At 69.3% G+C, this 15,958-nt stretch carries 14 protein-coding genes; 6 read left to right on the top strand and 8 right to left on the bottom strand.

Translation table 11 applies throughout. From position 1 onward, the window contains the following. Positions 1-94 precede the first annotated feature (94 nt). Positions 95-955 (top strand): GNAT family N-acetyltransferase, encoded by an 861-nt coding sequence (locus ABT313_RS20660; RefSeq protein WP_350855971.1) that lies wholly within the window; start codon positions 95-97, stop codon positions 953-955. On the opposite strand, the gene ABT313_RS20655 is transcribed toward ABT313_RS20660, so the two are convergent. Further along, on the bottom strand, positions 956-2,734 hold the full coding sequence (locus ABT313_RS20655) for a M1 family metallopeptidase (protein WP_350855968.1): 1,779 nt from the start codon (positions 2,732-2,734) through the stop codon (positions 956-958). A gap of 131 nt (positions 2,735-2,865) precedes the next feature. Between ABT313_RS20655 and ABT313_RS20650 the strand changes: the two genes are divergently transcribed. After that, positions 2,866-4,440 carry an adenylate/guanylate cyclase domain-containing protein gene (locus ABT313_RS20650; RefSeq protein WP_350855964.1) on the top strand — a complete coding sequence of 525 codons (1,575 nt, stop codon included), beginning with the start codon at positions 2,866-2,868 and terminating at the stop codon, positions 4,438-4,440. A gap of 45 nt (positions 4,441-4,485) precedes the next feature. Here the strand turns inward: ABT313_RS20650 and ABT313_RS20645 are convergent, their stop codons facing one another. Genes ABT313_RS20645 through ABT313_RS20635 form a run of 3 tightly spaced genes read right to left on the bottom strand, consistent with a single transcriptional unit; the run spans position 4,486 to position 6,731 of the window. Further along, the gene (locus ABT313_RS20645) at positions 4,486-5,193 is read right to left on the bottom strand and encodes a MerR family transcriptional regulator (RefSeq protein WP_350855960.1); all 708 of its coding nucleotides are present in this window, start codon (positions 5,191-5,193) and stop codon (positions 4,486-4,488) included. Further along, the gene (locus ABT313_RS20640) at positions 5,183-5,926 is read right to left on the bottom strand and encodes an SDR family oxidoreductase (RefSeq protein WP_350855957.1); all 744 of its coding nucleotides are present in this window, start codon (positions 5,924-5,926) and stop codon (positions 5,183-5,185) included. Before ABT313_RS20640 ends, ABT313_RS20645 begins: the two co-directional genes overlap by 11 nt. Positions 5,927-5,939: 13 nt before the next feature. After that, positions 5,940-6,731, bottom strand: a complete 792-nt coding sequence (locus tag ABT313_RS20635; protein ID WP_350855954.1) for a GNAT family N-acetyltransferase — start codon at positions 6,729-6,731, stop codon at positions 5,940-5,942. A 105-nt stretch (positions 6,732-6,836) separates the two neighbouring features. On the opposite strand from ABT313_RS20635, the gene ABT313_RS20630 reads away from it, so the two are divergent. Both ABT313_RS20630 and ABT313_RS20625 read left to right on the top strand, forming a co-directional pair. Continuing rightward, positions 6,837-7,622 (top strand): ArsR/SmtB family transcription factor, encoded by a 786-nt coding sequence (locus ABT313_RS20630; protein WP_350855951.1) that lies wholly within the window; start codon positions 6,837-6,839, stop codon positions 7,620-7,622. 8 nt (positions 7,623-7,630) lie between these two features. Continuing rightward, the gene (locus ABT313_RS20625) at positions 7,631-8,917 is read left to right on the top strand and encodes a sulfatase-like hydrolase/transferase (protein ID WP_350855948.1); all 1,287 of its coding nucleotides are present in this window, start codon (positions 7,631-7,633) and stop codon (positions 8,915-8,917) included. A gap of 6 nt (positions 8,918-8,923) precedes the next feature. Here ABT313_RS20625 and ABT313_RS20620 read toward each other — a convergent pair whose 3' ends face one another. The 3 genes from ABT313_RS20620 to ABT313_RS20610 all read right to left on the bottom strand — a co-directional run bounded on the left by ABT313_RS20620 (position 8,924) and on the right by ABT313_RS20610 (position 12,948). Beyond that, positions 8,924-11,083 carry a RecQ family ATP-dependent DNA helicase gene (locus tag ABT313_RS20620; protein WP_350855945.1) on the bottom strand — a complete coding sequence of 720 codons (2,160 nt, stop codon included), beginning with the start codon at positions 11,081-11,083 and terminating at the stop codon, positions 8,924-8,926. Positions 11,084-11,147: 64 nt separating this feature from the next. Further along, on the bottom strand, positions 11,148-11,627 hold the full coding sequence (gene soxR, locus ABT313_RS20615; RefSeq protein ID WP_350855942.1) for a redox-sensitive transcriptional activator SoxR: 480 nt from the start codon (positions 11,625-11,627) through the stop codon (positions 11,148-11,150). Positions 11,628-11,673: 46 nt separating this feature from the next. Further along, on the bottom strand, positions 11,674-12,948 hold the full coding sequence (locus ABT313_RS20610) for an MFS transporter (protein ID WP_350855939.1): 1,275 nt from the start codon (positions 12,946-12,948) through the stop codon (positions 11,674-11,676). A 70-nt stretch (positions 12,949-13,018) separates the two neighbouring features. On the opposite strand from ABT313_RS20610, the gene ABT313_RS20605 reads away from it, so the two are divergent. Further along, on the top strand, positions 13,019-14,011 hold the full coding sequence (locus ABT313_RS20605; RefSeq protein ID WP_350855936.1) for a GlxA family transcriptional regulator: 993 nt from the start codon (positions 13,019-13,021) through the stop codon (positions 14,009-14,011). Between the two features lie 3 nt (positions 14,012-14,014). Here the strand turns inward: ABT313_RS20605 and ABT313_RS20600 are convergent, their stop codons facing one another. Continuing rightward, positions 14,015-15,136 carry a M24 family metallopeptidase gene (locus ABT313_RS20600; RefSeq protein WP_350855933.1) on the bottom strand — a complete coding sequence of 374 codons (1,122 nt, stop codon included), beginning with the start codon at positions 15,134-15,136 and terminating at the stop codon, positions 14,015-14,017. A 45-nt stretch (positions 15,137-15,181) separates the two neighbouring features. Between ABT313_RS20600 and ABT313_RS20595 the strand changes: the two genes are divergently transcribed. Beyond that, positions 15,182-15,958, top strand: a complete 777-nt coding sequence (locus tag ABT313_RS20595) for an alpha/beta fold hydrolase (RefSeq protein ID WP_350855930.1) — start codon at positions 15,182-15,184, stop codon at positions 15,956-15,958.

The raw sequence follows: 15,958 nt of genomic DNA, 5'->3' as shown, positions 1-15,958 counted from the left end.
CTCCCCGTCGCCTCTCCCCGTTTGACCTGCGCGCCACGGTAGCCGATCGACCGACCCGCAGCACGTGATCCCACTATCGGGTTAGGTTGGCGGCTTGAGCATCCGACTGATTGCCCTGACCGATCCCGACGTTCGGCCCTCCAGCCGGCGGGTCGCGTGGCTGGCTGCGGAGGACGACGGTTCGCCGGTCGGGTCCGCGTTCCTCCGGCTCGACAGCCGACTCAACTACTCACATCTGGGCGAGTTCGAGCTCACCGTGCATCCGGCCGAGCGGCGGCGCGGTGTCGGGTCGCAGCTGCTCGACGCGGTAGTCGCCGGAGCGCGGGACAACGAGGTCGAGACGCTCCTCACCGACGTGAACGTCGATTCCGTCGGCGATCGATTCCTCGAGAACCACGGGTTCGAGATCGGGCTGACGCTGATCTTCACCCGGCTCGACCTGTCCAACGCGGTTCCCGACGTACCGGCGGTGCCCGGGTACCGGTTGATCTCGTGGGAGGGCGTCGTACCGGATGAGCTGGTGCGGTCGTTCACCGATGCGCGCACCGGGATGGACGATGCGCCGACGGGGACGATCTCAGTCGGCGCCGACGTGTGGGACGTCGAGCGGACCCGGCATGCCGCCCAGGTGATCGCCCAACGCGGCGACCACCTCTCCGTCGTCGCGGCCCTCGACGAGACCGGGCAGATCGTCGGCTTCACCGAGGTCGTCGTACCGGGCGACGGTAAGGGCGACGGGCAGCACTACGGCACCGCAGTACTCCCCGCGCACCGCGGTCGCGGTCTGGCGCTCTGGATGAAGGCCGCCCAGATCCACGGGACCCGCCACCGCTTTCCCGACCTCGACGGCCTCCTCACCGACACCGTCGACACCAACACGCCCATGCGCCGGACCAACCACCACCTCGGCTACCGCCCAGGCTACGAAGTCAACCGCCGCAAGCTGGACCTCTAGCTACTGGCCGAGGATGCGCTGAACGGCCGCGGTAGTGATCGGGTGGTAGCCGGGCCGGGCCTTGGCGAAGACTTCAGCGGCGAAGGCCCTGTCGGTGCCGGCCAGGGCCTGGTAGACAGGGAGGACCAGCTTCATCCGGCCGACCTTGGTGAGGAACTCCGCCATTTCGGCGTACGCCGCCTCGTAGCTGCTCGCGGCGACGATCTGGTACCAGCGGCGGGCAATCTCGCCGTTCGCCGTACCGGTGAGACCGAACGCTCGGTCCAACTGCTGCAGCAGAAGCGGGCTCAGTACGTCGGGAGCCGCGTCCAGGAAGCGCAGCCACTCCTGCGTCGTCCACTGCCCGGCGCCCTGCGGCAGCTCACCCGTCTTCAGCCAGTTGTCACGCGCCTCGTCGACCATCTGGAACCGCGGCGACACCGCACGCGCCGCGAACGCCGGAATGCCCGGCTCGTACAGCCAGGCCGCGAGCTCGTCGTCGGTCACCGCATCCGGGTGCTCCGCGAGCAGGTGCTCCTGCAGGTGCTCGACGAAGTTGTCGGTGTTGATGCTCCGGAACGCGAACCGGTCGAAGTACCCGCGCAGGAACGGATCGAAGACCTCGCGCGAGAACCGCTCCTCCAGCCAGGACAGGAACCACGACCCCTTCAGCGGCCCGGTCGACGTCTTCCCGTGGTACTCCGAGCGGTGGTGCAGCCCGGGCAGCTCGACGGCCAGCTCGGCCGGAGTCAGCGGGTCGAGCTTCACGACGGTCGCGTGCTGCTTGATCGCCGTCTCCATCAGCGCGAACTCGGTCCCGTAGACAGCCTCGACGATCCGGTTCTCGACGTACGACGTGAAGCCCTCGTTCAGCCAGATGTCGTCCCAGCTGTCCTGCGTGACCAGGTTGCCCGACCAGCTGTGCGCGAGCTCGTGCGCGATCACGCTGACCAGCGACTTGTCCCCGATCACCACGGTCGGCGTCGCGAACGTCATCCGCGGGTTCTCCATACCGCCGTACGGGAACGACGGCGGCAGCACGAGCAGGTCGTACCGGCCCCAGCGGTACGGGCCGAACAGCTCCTCGGTGACCCGCATCATCTCTTCGGTGTCGGAGAACTCGGTCGCCGCCTGCCGCACCGTCGCCGGCTCCGCCCAAACACCGGACCGTTCGCCGAGCGGCTCGAACACCAGGTCGCCGGCCGCGATCGCCAGCAGGTACGACGGGATCGGCTCGGGCATCACCACGTCGTACGAGCCGGTCCGGCGCGACGTCGTGCCGTTGTCCGCACTCATCAGCACCATCAGCTCCGGCGGCGCGGTCACATGAGCCGCGTAGCTGAACCGGACGCTCGGGGTGTCCTGCACCGGGACCCAGCTGCGCGCGTGGATCGCCTGCGACTGGCTGAACATGAACGGCAGCACGCCGCCCGCCGTCATCGCGGGCTCCAGCCACTGCAGACCGGTCGCGGTCGGCGCGGTCCGGTAGCTCACCCTGACCCGCGGGTGCCTCGCCGTACGGATCGTCAGCGCGGCGCCGAGCTCCTTGTCCGGGACGGCCAGGCTGTACTCAAGGGGCTCCCAGCCATCTGCTGCCTGGCCCTCGACCGCCAGCACGGTGAGGTCGCGGGTGTCCAGGACCAGGCGGTCACCGCTGTCGGACTCTGTACCGGTCCAGGCGAGCGTGTGCGTGGCACTACCGGCCAGCACCTTCTCGTCGAAGTCGAGCACGAGGTCGAGCTCGAGATGGGTGGTCCGAACCAGGGCAGGCTCGGCGTAGGAGTGGCGATCGTGCGTCACGGAAGCTCCCCGAGTGAGGCGTCCGGGGAACAGTACCCAGGTCCCAGCCAGATCGGACGTCCGATCTGAGCCAGCCGCACCACCGTGCCAAAACCCGGGTTCGGTCCTGACACCGATGGCAGACTATGACCATGCCGAGCCACGGGATCACCGAGCGTAGTCCGGAGCTGGTGCTGCAACGGCGGCCGTTCGGATCCTGGCTGCTCGGCCCGGCCGACCAGAGCCCGAAACGGCTCCGGATCCGGCTGCACGTCCTGCTGACCGTGTTCTCGATCGGCACTCATCTGATCGGCGCGCTGGTCACGTTCGTGCTCGCGGTCTTCGTGCTCCCCGGCCCGTCGCTGATCGACCAGCTCCAGCTGATCGACGCGATCATCATCCCGCTGTACTTCGTGTTCGCGATGGCGGTCTGCTACGTCTGGAGCGACCGGCTCGTCCGACGGGTCACGCGCTGGATCGACCTGGAACGGCCTGCCACCCGGGCCGAGCAGATCGCCACGCTGCAACTGCCGCTGCGGCTCACGCTGATCGAGGCGCTGCTCTGGCTGGGCGCCGCCGTTCTCTTCACCGGGATGACGCTGGTCCTGCAGCCCGAGAACGCGCTCCGGGTCGCACTGACGGTGATCGACGGAACCATCATCACCGCCACGGTCTCGTATCTGCTGACCGAGTTCACGCTCCGCCCGGTCGCCGCCCGGGCGCTCGTCGACTCCCCGCCGCCGCGACGTCTGCTGGCAGCCGGCTTGAAGGCGCGGACGGTGTTCTTCTGGGCGGTCGGGTCCGGCGTACCGGTGGCCGGGCTGATGCTGGCCGCCGTCCTCACCCTGATCGAAGGCGATGTCACCACGACGCGGCTGTCCGTCGTGATCCTTGCCCTGGGCATCGTGGCCCTCGGCAACGGTTACCTGCTGACCATGCTGTCGGCGCGGTCGGTGGTGGCGCCGGTCCGCTCGGTGCGGGACGCGCTCAGTCTGATCGGCGAAGGCCGGCTCGACGTGAGCATCCCGGTCTTCGACGGCACCGAGCTGGGTTCGCTGCAGGCCGGGTTCAACCGGATGGCCGAAGGATTGCGCGACCGCGAGCGGATCCGCGACGTCTTCGGCCGGTACGTCGGACCCGGCGTCGTGCAGGAGGCGCTGAGCAGCGACCGGCTCGGCGGCGAGGAGCGGTACGTCGCGGTGCTGTTCGTCGACCTGGTCGGCTCGACCGAGCTCGCGCTGGACCGGCCGCCGACCGAGGTCGTCCAGCTGCTCAACCGGTTCTTCGCGATCGTGGTCGACGAGGTGGACCGGCAGGGCGGGTTCGTGAACAAGTTCGCCGGTGACGCGGCGCTGGCGATCTTCGGGGCGCCGGCCGAGCTCGCGGATCCGGCCGGCAGTGCGTTGTGCGCAGGCCGGGAGCTGGCCCGTCGGCTCGACGAGGAGTTGCCGGAGGCAACCGCCGGGATCGGCGTGACGGCCGGGATCGTGGTGGCCGGCACGGTCGGCGACGTACGGCGGCACGAGTACACCGTGATCGGCGACCCGGTGAACGAGGCAGCGCGGCTGAGCGAGCTCGCGAAATCCGCTCCCGGGCGGTTGATGGCGTCGATGGCCGCCGTCGACGAGTCGGCCCCGGAGGAGGCGGCCCGCTGGCAGCCCGCCTCCGAGGTCACCGTCCGCGGCCGCTCGTCCCCCACCGTCCTCGCCGTCCCCCACCGACTTTGAGCGCCTACCAACCATTTCGCCGGCGGCCGCGTGGTCGGCAGGTGCTCAAAGCGGCGCTTGCGTGATGAGCTGGTGGAGGAGTGTGGCGCCGTACAGCATCGCTTTGGTCTGGCGGTCGTGGGCGGCGCGGCGCTCGGCGATCGCGGTGCGCAACGCGTCGGTGCTGCCGGTGCGGCGCAGACCGTCGAGGACCGGCCTGATCTGCTCGAAGTAGTACCGGCCTTGCCGGAGCATGTGGATGATCCGAGCGTCGCGGACCTGCTCGGGGCCGTAGCGACGGTACTTCGTGCCCGGCTCTCGCATCGGCGCGAGCAGGCCGGCGGCTTCCCAGACCCTGAGTGCCGACGTGCGAATGCCGAGGCGGTGCGCCAACTCTCCGACGAGCAGGGACGGCCCGGTGAGTTCGTCGACGTCCTCGGCGGCGAGGGCGGCGAGAGCATCACTCGCGGCGTCGGTCGCCAGTCGCTGCTCGTGGAGTGCGGCGTGGGCTGCGTCGACCAGCCGGTAGGCGAGCGCCTCGTCACCCTCGTGGACGGCGCGCATGATCTCGGTGGCGGTCTCAGCGCCGAAGCCCGGCGCGAGCGCGCGGTACGTCAACAGCGCCGAAACGTGCTCCGGACCGTACTGCCGGTATCCGGTGTCCGACCGCGGCGCCGGCGGCAGAACGCCCGCCGCCTCGTAGTTGCGGACGAGCTGGGTCGACACCCCGGCGCGGCGGGCCAGGTCGACCGGGCGCAGTCGCTTACCGGCCACCGGCGACGTCAACCGTCGAGCCGGTCATGTACGACGCACGGTCCGAGGCGAGGAACGCGATCAGCTCGGCAACCTCCTCTGCCTTACCGGGACGGCCGAGCGGAGGCGTCGTCCCGAGTCGATCCAGCCGGCCGGCCTCATGGATGTCGGTCTCGATCAGGCCGGGACGTACGCCCAGCACCCGGATGCCTTCCCTCGCGACCTCGTTGCCCAGGCCCGTGGTGAGCGCGTCGACGGCTGCCTTGCTCGCGGCGTAATCGACGTACTCGCCTGCCGATCCGAGCACGGCCGCGCGCGACGACACGTTCACGATCACGCCGCCGCTCCCGCCGTACGCCGTGGACATCCGACGTACCGCGGCACCGGCGACCAGGAACGCGCTGATCGAGTTGATCCGGAACACCCGGTCGAGCCGCTCGGCGTCGTACTCCGCGACGCGACCGCCGGGTGAGACGACGCCGGCGTTGTTGATCACGGCACCGATCGGACCGAGCTCGGCGGTCACCGTGTCGAAGAGCCGCTCGATCTGATCCGGCTCGACGACATCAGCCTGTACGGCGATCGCGCGACGGCCGAGCTCCTCACACGCCTTCACCACGCGGGCTGCCTCGTCGGCCTGCGTCCGGTAGTTGACGCCGACATCCCAGCCGTCCTGTGCGAGCGCTATTGATGCGGCAGCGCCGATCCCGCGACTCCCACCCGTGACCAGCACTACCCCACGTCCGACAGTCATGGGTCCTACTCTGTCACGCGGGCGGCACCGTCAACTGAAGCTGGGTCTCGGTGTCGTTGAAACCGACCGAGCGGTAGATCCGGATCGCGAGGTAGTCCGGATCGGCGACCATCACCAGCGTCCGCGCGCCGCCCTCGGTCAGACCGTACGTCGACACGTGGTGGACGAGCGTGCCGGCCAGACCGCGACCGCGGTCCTCGGGTGAGGTCTGCACATTCTGGAACCGCGCGACGCCCTTGCCGTCGAACATCAGACCCATCGAGCTCTGCAGCCGGTCGCCCTCGAACGCACCGAACCACTTGCCGTGTCCGGCATCGACCAGCTCGCGCTTGGCCGCCAGCTTGCGCCGGGTGAAGTCTTCGTACGCGGCGTCGACCGTCATGTCCGCGGTGGCGAGGCTCTGCTGGTAGAGCTGCTCCCAGTCGTCGTCACCGTCCAGGAAGCGGTACGTCGCCTCGGTGTTCGGGCGCGGCGGCGGAACGACCCGATCGGCGGTCATCACGACGCTCCGGTCGATCTCCAGCCCGGCGGCCGTCACCTCGTCCTCGGCCCCGATGTCGCCGTCCACGCTGTCGATGCCGATGGCAACGTGTTTGGCGGCCGGGAACTCACGGCGGAAGTCGTCCAGGCGGATCCTGGCGTCGTCCGGCGCGAACGGCGTGCGGTAGAGCAGGAAGTTTCCCCACCAGAATCCCGGGTTCGCCGGGGTCTCGACGACGACGTACTCACCGGTGTCGCGGAAGGTGCTTCCGCTCAGCTCCAGCAGCAACAGGTCGGTGCGATAGCCGAGGCTCGTGATCTCCACCCCACCATCCTCGCCGTCGCGTCAATCGAGTTCTCTTGACATGCAGCCATTCGGCTGCCTATCTTTTTCATGCACCCAAATGGCTGCATGATCAGCGGAGGCGTGATGGACGACGAGGTGTTCCGTGCGCTGGCCGATCCGAGCCGGCGGCAGCTGCTCGACATGCTGAACGCTCGCAACGGCCAGACCCTGCGCGAGCTCTGCGCCGGCCTGGAGATGGCGCGGCAGTCGGTCAGCAAGCACCTCACGATCCTCGAGACCGCGAACCTCGTCACCACCGTGTGGCGCGGGCGCGAGAAGCTGCACTACCTCAACGCCGAGCCGATCAACGCGATCGCCGACCGCTGGATCACCCAGTACGACCGTCGGCGGGCGCAGATGTTCGCCGATCTCAAGACGGCTTTGGAGGCCGAACCGACCATGAGCGACAACGACTTCGTCTACACGACCTACATCAAGACCACGCCAGAGCGGCTCTGGCAGGCGCTCACCGAGCCGAAGTTCACCGAGCAGTACTGGAACCTGTCCCACCAGACCGACTGGAAGCCCGGCTCGGAGATCGTCTGGCACATGGGCGAGGTGTCGATGACCGGCCCGGGGCAGGTCGTGGTCGAGCACACGCCGTACACCCGGTTGTCCTACACGTGGCACCACATCACGCCCGAGTTCGCGAAGGCGGTCGAGCTGCCGGCCGATGTGTACGAGCAGACCAGCCGCGAGCCGCTGTCGACGGCGACGTTCGAGCTCGAGCCGATGGACGACAAGGTGAAGCTGACCGTGATCCACAGCGGGTTCGAGCCGGGCAGTGTGCTGCGGACCATGATCCAGGACGGGTGGCCGGCGGTGCTGGCCGACCTGAAATCCTTCCTGGAACTGTCCCCTGTGCACTAGGAGCGCTCGTGCCCCGGCCGAACATCGTGATCATCTACACCGACGACCTCGGCTGGGGCGACCTCGGCTGCTACGGCAGTCCCGAGATCCGTACGCCGCACCTCGACGACCTCGCCGCCCGCGGGGTGCGGATGACCGACTGGTACTCGAATTCGCCGGTCTGCTCGCCGTCCCGCGCTTCACTGCTGACGGGTCGGCATCCGGCGCACGCCGGGGTTGAGTCGATCCTTGGCGCTTCTCGCGGGACGCACGGGCTGCCGCCGCAGAGCACGCTCGCTTCGATGTTGTCGGCGGCGGGTTGGCGTACTGCGGTCTTCGGCAAGTGGCACCTGGGGGTGGCGGCGGAGTCTGCCCCGCTGCGGTTCGGGTTCGACCATCACTTCGGGTTCCGCGCCGGGTGCGTCGACTACTACTCGCACATCATGTACTGGGGTGTGCGGAACCCGCTGCACGATCTCTGGTCCGACGATGACGAGGTGTGGCAGAACGGCGAGTACCTCACCGACCTGATCACCTCGCGGGCCGTCGATTTCATCGAGGACGTCAGCGAGCCGTTCCTCTGCTACGTCGCGTACAACGCGCCGCATTACCCGATGCATGCGCCGGCGGACGCGATGGCGCAGTACGCGCATCTGCCGTGGGACAAGCAGGTGATGGCGGCGATGATCAGCCGGGTCGACGACGGTGTCGGACGCATCGTCGACGTACTGCGGAGGACCGGGCGGCTGGACGACACGATCATCTTCTTCTCGTCGGACAACGGGCCGTCCGCGGAGGAACGCAACTGGCTCGGCGGCGAGGAGATCGCGTACCCGGGCGGCTCCACCGGCGGCCTCCGCGGCCACAAGGGCTCGGTCTACGAGGGCGGCATCCGCGTCCCGGGCATCTGGTCGTGGCCCTCGACACTCCCGTCCGGCGTGACCAACGCCGTACCCGCGCAGATGATCGACGTCACCCCCACGCTCCTGTCGGCCGCCGGCCTCACTTATACCGACGTCGACGGCACCGACATCCTCCCGGTCCTCACCGGCTCCCCCGGCTTCGAACGAACGCTCACCTGGGAGTACGCCACCCAACGCGCCATCCGCCGCGGCCCGTGGAAGCTCGTAATAGACCCAGCCGACCACCTGGGCGGCCCTCAACACCCAGGCCACGAGCTCTACAACCTCACCGACGACCCAGCCGAAACCACCGACCTCGCCCCAAGCCAACCCGAGCTCCTCGCACAACTACAAGCCGCAGACCGCACCTGGTCCACCACCCTGAACACTTGGCAGCACGCCCCAAGCAGGTAGCCGGGGTTAGGGGCGTTTGTGGATGACCAGGGGGAGGACGGCTACTGCGCCGGCTTCGCGGAGTTTGGCGGTGGCTACGGTGACGGGCCATTGGGAGGACGTGGCGTCTACCAGGAGGAGGACTGTGCGGTTGGTGATGTCTTGGGCTGTTGCCGCGTCGACCTGGAGGCCGTCTCGCCAGACTCTTGCTTCTTCGGCCGACGAGAGGTCGTCGGTGTAGCCGGTGCGGTCGACTGTCAGCTCGGCTCGGTCGAGGCGGCCCACGGTGGCTACGTGGTCGGCGATGGCGGAGGTGAGCTCCGGGTGACCGCCGGCGGCCAGCGGTACGACGACCTCGGGGCGCCCGGACCACGAACCGCGCCACCGCGACAGCGCGGCCACCGCCCCCGCCTTAAGCGCCTCCAACGCGTCCGGCGTCGGTGAACCGCCGAACGCACCATGCAGGACCTCGCGCCACTCGGGGGCGTCGGCGTAAACGATGATGCGGCCGGGCTCGGCCGACAGCCCGGGCGGGATCTTCCCGCGGGCGCCGAACGCACCGCCGGGCCACATCTTGCGCGGCTCGAGCACGTGGACCTCGCCGCGGAGCAGCCGGACGATCGCCGCCACCGTCTCCGGATCGGGTCGCGACTCCAGCGGGGCCGGCAACTCCCCCAGACAGACCGAGCACCGCCCGCACGGCTCCGCCGACGGATCGTCCAGCGACTCCTGGAGAAGTTGCATCAAGCAACGATCACCGCGGGTGTACGCGCGCATGATGTCGGCCTCGCGCCGGCGCACCGACACGATCCCGTCGTAATGCTCCGCGTCGAAGCTCCAGTCCGCGCCGGTCCGCACCCAGCCACGCTCGACCCGGTCGACCGCGCCGTCCACGGCCAGTTGCTTCAACATCAACTCGACCCGCGTACGCCGCAAGCCGGTCTCTGCCTCCAGCGCGGGCGCAGTCGCCGGCTCGTCCGGACCGTACCCCTCCAGCGCTCGCAGCAGCCGCTGCACGTTCTCCGGCACCGGGATCGTGGCCGTCGCGAAGTAGTCCCATACGCCTGAGTCCGCATCCGACGGCAGCAGCGCCACCACCGCATGATCGATCCCGCGCCCGGCCCGACCGACCTGCTGGTAGTACGACACCGGCGACGGCGGCGACCCCACGTGCACCACGAATCCGAGGTCGGGCTTGTCGTACCCCATCCCCAGCGCGGACGTCGCGATCAGCGCCTTCAGCTGATTCGCCCGCAGCGCGTCCTCGAGGCTCTCCCGCTCCCCCGCCTCCAACTGACCCGTGTACGCCGCGACCGGTACGTCGCGGCCGTGAACCTCCTGAATCACCGACGCCAGCCGCTGCGCATCCGCGACAGTCAACGCGTAGACGATCCCGGACCCCGGAAGCTTCGGCAGCTGATCGACCACCCACGCGAACCGGTCGAGCGGAGACAGCTTGTCCACAACGGCAAGCTGCAGACTCGCCCGCGCCAGCGGCCCACGCAGTACGAGCGTCGACTCCCCCAACTGCTTCGCGACATCCTCGGTCACCCGCGAGTTGGCCGTCGCCGTCGTCGCGAGCACCGGCGTCTTCGGGTTGAGCTGCTGCAGTACGTCGGACACCCGGCGATAGTCCGGCCGGAAGTCGTGCCCCCAGTCCGACACCGCGTGCGCCTCGTCGATCACCAGCAGGCCGACCTGCCCGGCCAGCCCGTCGAGCACCCGCCGCCCGAACCCCGGGTTTGCCAACCGCTCCGGCGACACCAACAGCACGTCGATCGCGCCCGAGCGCAGGTCGTGCTCGATACCTGACCAGGCGTCGATGTTGTTCGAGTTCAGCGTCGCGGCCCGCAATCCGGCCCGGCTCGCGGCGGCGACCTGGTCGCGCATCAACGACAGCAGCGGCGAAACCACCAGGGTCGGCCCGGCGCCCTCCGACCGTCTGATCGCGGTCGCCGCCCAGTACACAGCTGACTTGCCCCACCCGGTAGCCTGCACGACGAGCACTCGCGCCGCCGGCTCACACAGCGCGGCAACCGCGGTCTCCTGATCCGCGCGCAGACGCGCTCCATCTCCGGCGATCGCGCGGATCACATCACCGGCGACCTTCGCCCGCGCCTCGGTCAGGCCGGCCGAGCTGGTCGCCGGGTCGGTCGTCGGCTCGGGGTTCGCGTTGGTCTCAGCCATGCCGGAAACCCTAGACGCCCGCACCCCCAGTCCGCTGGCCGCGACCCCCGAGCTGTGGATAACCTCAGGCGCACTTGCCCGGATGACACGGCTCACCCGCGTTGTCCATCAGCCGCCTCGGCCCCGGACCCTTCGCCGCCAGGGCGTCGTACGGATTGGCCAGCGCACACCGATCCAGCGACAGGCAGCCGCAGCCGACACAGTCCTTGAAGTCGTCGCGGAGCTGCTCGAGATGCAGGATCCGCCGGTCGAGCTCGGCCTGCCAGCACTCCGAGATCCGTTCCCAGTCGGCCCGCGTCGGCGTCCGGTTCTCCGGCAGCAGCTTCAGGATCGCGGCAACCTCGGCCAGCGGTACGCCGACCCGCTGCGCGATCCGCACCAACGCGACCCGGCGCAACGTGTCCCGCTTGTACCGGCGCTGGTTCCCCGACGTACGGCGACTCAGGATCAAGCCCTGGCGTTCGTAGAAGTGCAGTGCGGATATCGCGACGCCGCTGCGTTGCGACAGCTGCCCGACCGTCAGTTCACCAGGCTCGATGTCCATCGCCCATCCCTCCAACCTCAACTTAAATCGAGGCTAGCGGACAGGGTCAGGCAGTAACGAGTCGGCGTCCTATGCTCGCGGACATCAGCGCGGCTGCCGCGCAGAGCCCGCCGGCCAGGTACCAGGCCAGGTTGTAGCTGCCCTGCGCGTCCCGGATCCAACCGGCGCCGGTCGCGGCCAGGGCGGCCCCGACCTGGTGCGACGCGAATACCCAGCCGAACACGATCGGCCCGTCCTGCCCGAACCACTCACGGCACAGCGCGACGGTCGGCGGCACAGTCGCCACCCAGTCCAGCCCGTAGAAGATGATGAACACCCACGTGCTCGGAGCAGCCGTCGGTCCGAGCAGCGACGGCAGCACCAGCAGTGAGAGTCCACGCAGCGAGTAGTAGGCGATCAGCAGGAACCGCGGGTCCCACCGGTCAGTCAGATAGCCCGAGAAGATCGTCCCACCGACGTCGAACAGACCCACCAGCGCCAGCAACGACGCAGCGGTTGTCGCAGGCATGCCATGGTCGTGCGCTGCGGTCACGAAGTGCGTGCCGACCAGACCGTTCGTCGAAGCGCCGCAGATCGCGAACCCACCTGCGAGCAGCCAGAAGGCGGGCCGCCGTACGGCCATCCCCAGCGCGCGTAGCGCCCGCACCGCGCTGCTCCCGGTCGTCTCGACCCGCTGTCCCGCGGTACTCCCCTCAGGAGCGCCGTACGCGCGCAGCCCGACGTCGCTCGGGTAGTCACGAAGGAACAGCAGCACCAGCGGTACGACGGCCAACGCCGCAGCGGCTGCTACCAGTGCGGGGACCCGCCAGCCGTACTGCGACGCCAGGGATGCGATCAGCGGCAGAAAGATCAGCTGACCGGTCGCGCCGGCCGCAGTGAGGATCCCGGTGACCAGACCACGGCGATGGACGAACCAGCGCCCGGTGATCGTCGCCACGAACGTCATCGACATCGATCCGGTGCCGACGCCGACCAAGAGACCCCAGCAGAGCAGCAGCTGCCACGAGGACGTCATGAACACAGTCAGACCGCTGCCCAGCGCGATCAGCACCAGCGCACCGCTGACGACCTTGCGGAGACCCAGACGGTCCATCAGGGCGGCGGCGAACGGCGAGATGCCGCCGAACAGCAGCAGGTTGATCGACACTGCCGAGGAGATGGTCGCGTGCGACCACCCGAACTCCTCGTGCAGCGGATCGAGCAGCACACTGGGCACCGAACGGAACCCGGCCGCACCGATCAGGGTCACGAACCCCACCACAGCGACTGCCCAGGCCAGGTGCACCCGGGGAGCCTTCTTCGTCTCGAGAGTCTGCGTCACCCGACAAGGGTGCCGGTTCGACCGTCATCGAACTAGTGGCCAGATGGACAACATGTGTCAAAATGTGGCCATGTCCAAACGGAGCCCACGTCACCTGACCTCCGTCGGTCCGCACGTGGTCGCCGTCCTCGCGCTCGAGCCGGTGGTCGGGTTCGACCTGACCATCCCGCCGACCGTCCTGGGCGCGGCGACCAAGTCCGACGGCACGCAGCTGTACGACGTCCGCATCTGCGGTCTTGGCGGCCCGGTTCGGGCCGGAGCCGGATTTAACCTCGTCCCGGACCACGGACCCGAGGCGCTGGCCGAGGCCGACACCGTGATCGTCCCCGGCACCTACATCCACCAGCCGCGGTACGACGGCACGCTGCCCGACGACCTGGCCGCCGCGCTCGCGACCATCCGCCCCGGGACCCGGATCGCCTCGATCTGCACGGGCGCCTTCGTCCTCGGCGCGGCCGGCTACCTCGACGGCCGGCCCGCAACGACGCACTGGGAGCGGGCCGAGCTGTTCCGCAGTGTCTACCCGCAGGTGAAGCTCGACGAGGACAAGCTGTTCATCGACGACGGCGACATCCTCACCTCGGCCGGCCTCGCCGCCGGCGTCGACCTCTGCCTGCATCTGATCCGCCGGGACTTCGGCAGCGAGGTCGCGAACCGGGCCGCCCGGCACTGCGTCGTACCGCCGTGGCGTGACGGCGGACAGTCGCAGTACATCGAGCGGGCCATTCCCGAAGAGGGCAGTGAGGGTACGTCGCCGACGCGGGCCTGGGCGCTCGCGCGACTCGGTGAGGAGATCAGCCTGGCCTCGATGGCAGCCAACGCGCAGATGAGCGTGCGTACCTTCAGCCGGCGCTTCAAGGCCGAGACAGGGCAGTCGCCTGGCACCTGGCTGCTGCAGCAACGCGTGCGGCACGCCTGCAACCTGCTGGAGACGACCGATCTGTCCGTCGACCGCGTCGCCCACGAGGCAGGGCTGGGGACCGCCGCGTCGCTGCGCCACCACCTTCGCTCCGAGCTCGGCGTGTCGCCGCTCGCCTACCGCAAGACCTTCCGGGCGGGCTGAACCTCAGAGCTGCACGAGGCTGTGCGGCTGGTTGTTCATCGACTCGCCGCCGTCCGCGGTGACCACGACGATGTCCTCGATCCGCGCGCCCCACCGGCCCGGCTGGTAGATGCCAGGCTCGACGCTGAACGCCATCCCCGCCTCGAGCGGCAGGTCGTTGCCCGCCACGATGTACGGCTCCTCGTGGACGTCGAGCCCGATCCCGTGCCCGGTCCGGTGGATGAAGTACTCGCCGAAGCCCGCCGCCGCGATCACGTCCCGCGCGGCCGCGTCGATCGACTCCGCCGTCGCACCCGGCCGAACGGCATCCACAGCGGCCTGCTGAGCCTGCTGCAGTACGGCGTACGTCGCGGCCACGTCCGCATCCCGCGGCGCGCCGACGGAGTACGTGCGGGTCGAGTCGGAGTTGTAGCCCTCGGCAACGGGTCCGCCGATGTCGACGACCACCACGTCGCCGGACTCGATGACCCGCTCGGACAGCGCGTGGTGCGGGCTGGCGCCGTTCGGGCCGCTGGCGACGATCACGAAGTCCGCCTCGGTGTGGCCCTCCTCGACGATCGCGGCGGCGATGTCGGCGCCGACCTCGGCCTCCGTCCGCCCCGGCCGCAGCCACTCGCCGACCCGCGCGTGCACACGGTCGATCGCCGCGCCCGCCTTCCGCAGCGCCTCGATCTCGGCCGCGTCCTTGCGCATCCGCAGTTCCCGGACGATCGGCCCGGCCAGCACCTGCTCGGCCTTCGGCAACGCGTCCCGGATCGCCAGCACGTGCAGCGCCGGCGTGAAGTCGCTGACCGCGACCCGTTCGACGCCACCGAGCCGCTCGGCCGCCAGGTTGTACGCATCGACACCGTCCACCCAGGTGATGACGTCGACGCCGAGCTCCTCCAAGCCGGTGAACCCCGGTGCCTCGAGCTTCGGTACGACGAGAGCCGGCGCGCCGTCCGCCGGGATCAGCAGCGCGGTCAGCCGCTCGAACGAACCACCGGGCTGACCGATCAGGTACCGCAGGTCCGAGCCCGGTGCGATCACCAGACCGGTGCCGGCCGCGGCCGCACGGGCGCGGTCGAGGCGGGAACGAAGGACGGCGAAGTCGGGAATCGGAGGGAGTGCTGAGCGACGGGCCATGGGTCGACTCTAAAACTGTCGGGAGCGATTGCTAAAACCTCTCTCATGACTCTGCACCATGTGGCCTTCGGCGACGGCGTTCCGGTTCTGGCGTTACACGGCTGGACTCCGGACCACCGCCTGATGACCGGCTGCCTCGAACCGATCTTCAGTCAGCTGACCGGATACCGGCGGCTCTATCCCGACCTGCCCGCGATGGGTCAGAGCCCGGCCGGCGACATCGACAGCTCCGACGGGATCATGGCCGCGGTGCGGGAGTTCATCGACGAGCAGATCGGCGACGAGCCGTTCATCCTGATGGGCGAGTCGTACGGCGGATACCTGTCCCGCGGCCTGGTCGCCGAGCGCCCCGAGCAGATCCTCGGCATGGGTTTGATCTGCCCGACCGGCACGCTGTGGCACAAGGACCGGAAGCTGCCCGAGCACGCCGTACTGCGGACCGAGCCCGGCGTGCTCGAATCGCTGACCGAGGGCGAGGACTTCACCGAGCTCGCGGTGGTGCAGACCGCCGCGGCGCTGGCCGCGTACCGTGCCGATGTCGCGCCGGGCATCGCGATCGCGGACCTGGCCGCGATGGATCGGATCCAGGAGAAGTGGGCGTTGTCGACGGCGCCGGAGAGCGGTCCGGTCTACACCCGGCCGACGCTGGTGTTGTGCGGGCGGCAGGACGCGGTCACCGGGTATGAGGACTGGTACGGGCTGCTCCCGCACTACCCGCGCGCGACGTTCGCCGTGCTCGACATCGCCGGGCACAACCTGCAGATCGAGCAGCCGGAGTTGATGGGCGCGCTGGTGCGGGAGTGGTTGCAAAGAGTCAGCTAG

Origin of the sequence: Kribbella sp. NPDC000426 (genome assembly GCF_040300265.1) — a bacterium.
Taxonomy (GTDB): Bacteria; Actinomycetota; Actinomycetes; order Propionibacteriales; family Kribbellaceae; genus Kribbella.
Note: the sequence above shows the minus strand (reverse complement) of the source record. Positions and strands in the feature narration are given on the sequence as shown.

Coding starts and splice junctions, on each gene's coding strand:
- ABT313_RS20650 (WP_350855964.1), top strand. CDS start 2,866: ATGCCGAGCCACGGGATCACCGAGCGTAGTCCGGAGCTGGTGCTGCAA.
- ABT313_RS20605 (WP_350855936.1), top strand. CDS start 13,019: ATGTCCAAACGGAGCCCACGTCACCTGACCTCCGTCGGTCCGCACGTG.
- ABT313_RS20600 (WP_350855933.1), bottom strand. CDS start 15,136: ATGGCCCGTCGCTCAGCACTCCCTCCGATTCCCGACTTCGCCGTCCTT.
- ABT313_RS20640 (WP_350855957.1), bottom strand. CDS start 5,926: ATGACTGTCGGACGTGGGGTAGTGCTGGTCACGGGTGGGAGTCGCGGG.
- soxR (WP_350855942.1), bottom strand. CDS start 11,627: ATGGACATCGAGCCTGGTGAACTGACGGTCGGGCAGCTGTCGCAACGC.
- ABT313_RS20620 (WP_350855945.1), bottom strand. CDS start 11,083: ATGGCTGAGACCAACGCGAACCCCGAGCCGACGACCGACCCGGCGACC.
- ABT313_RS20630 (WP_350855951.1), top strand. CDS start 6,837: ATGGACGACGAGGTGTTCCGTGCGCTGGCCGATCCGAGCCGGCGGCAG.
- ABT313_RS20595 (WP_350855930.1), top strand. CDS start 15,182: ATGACTCTGCACCATGTGGCCTTCGGCGACGGCGTTCCGGTTCTGGCG.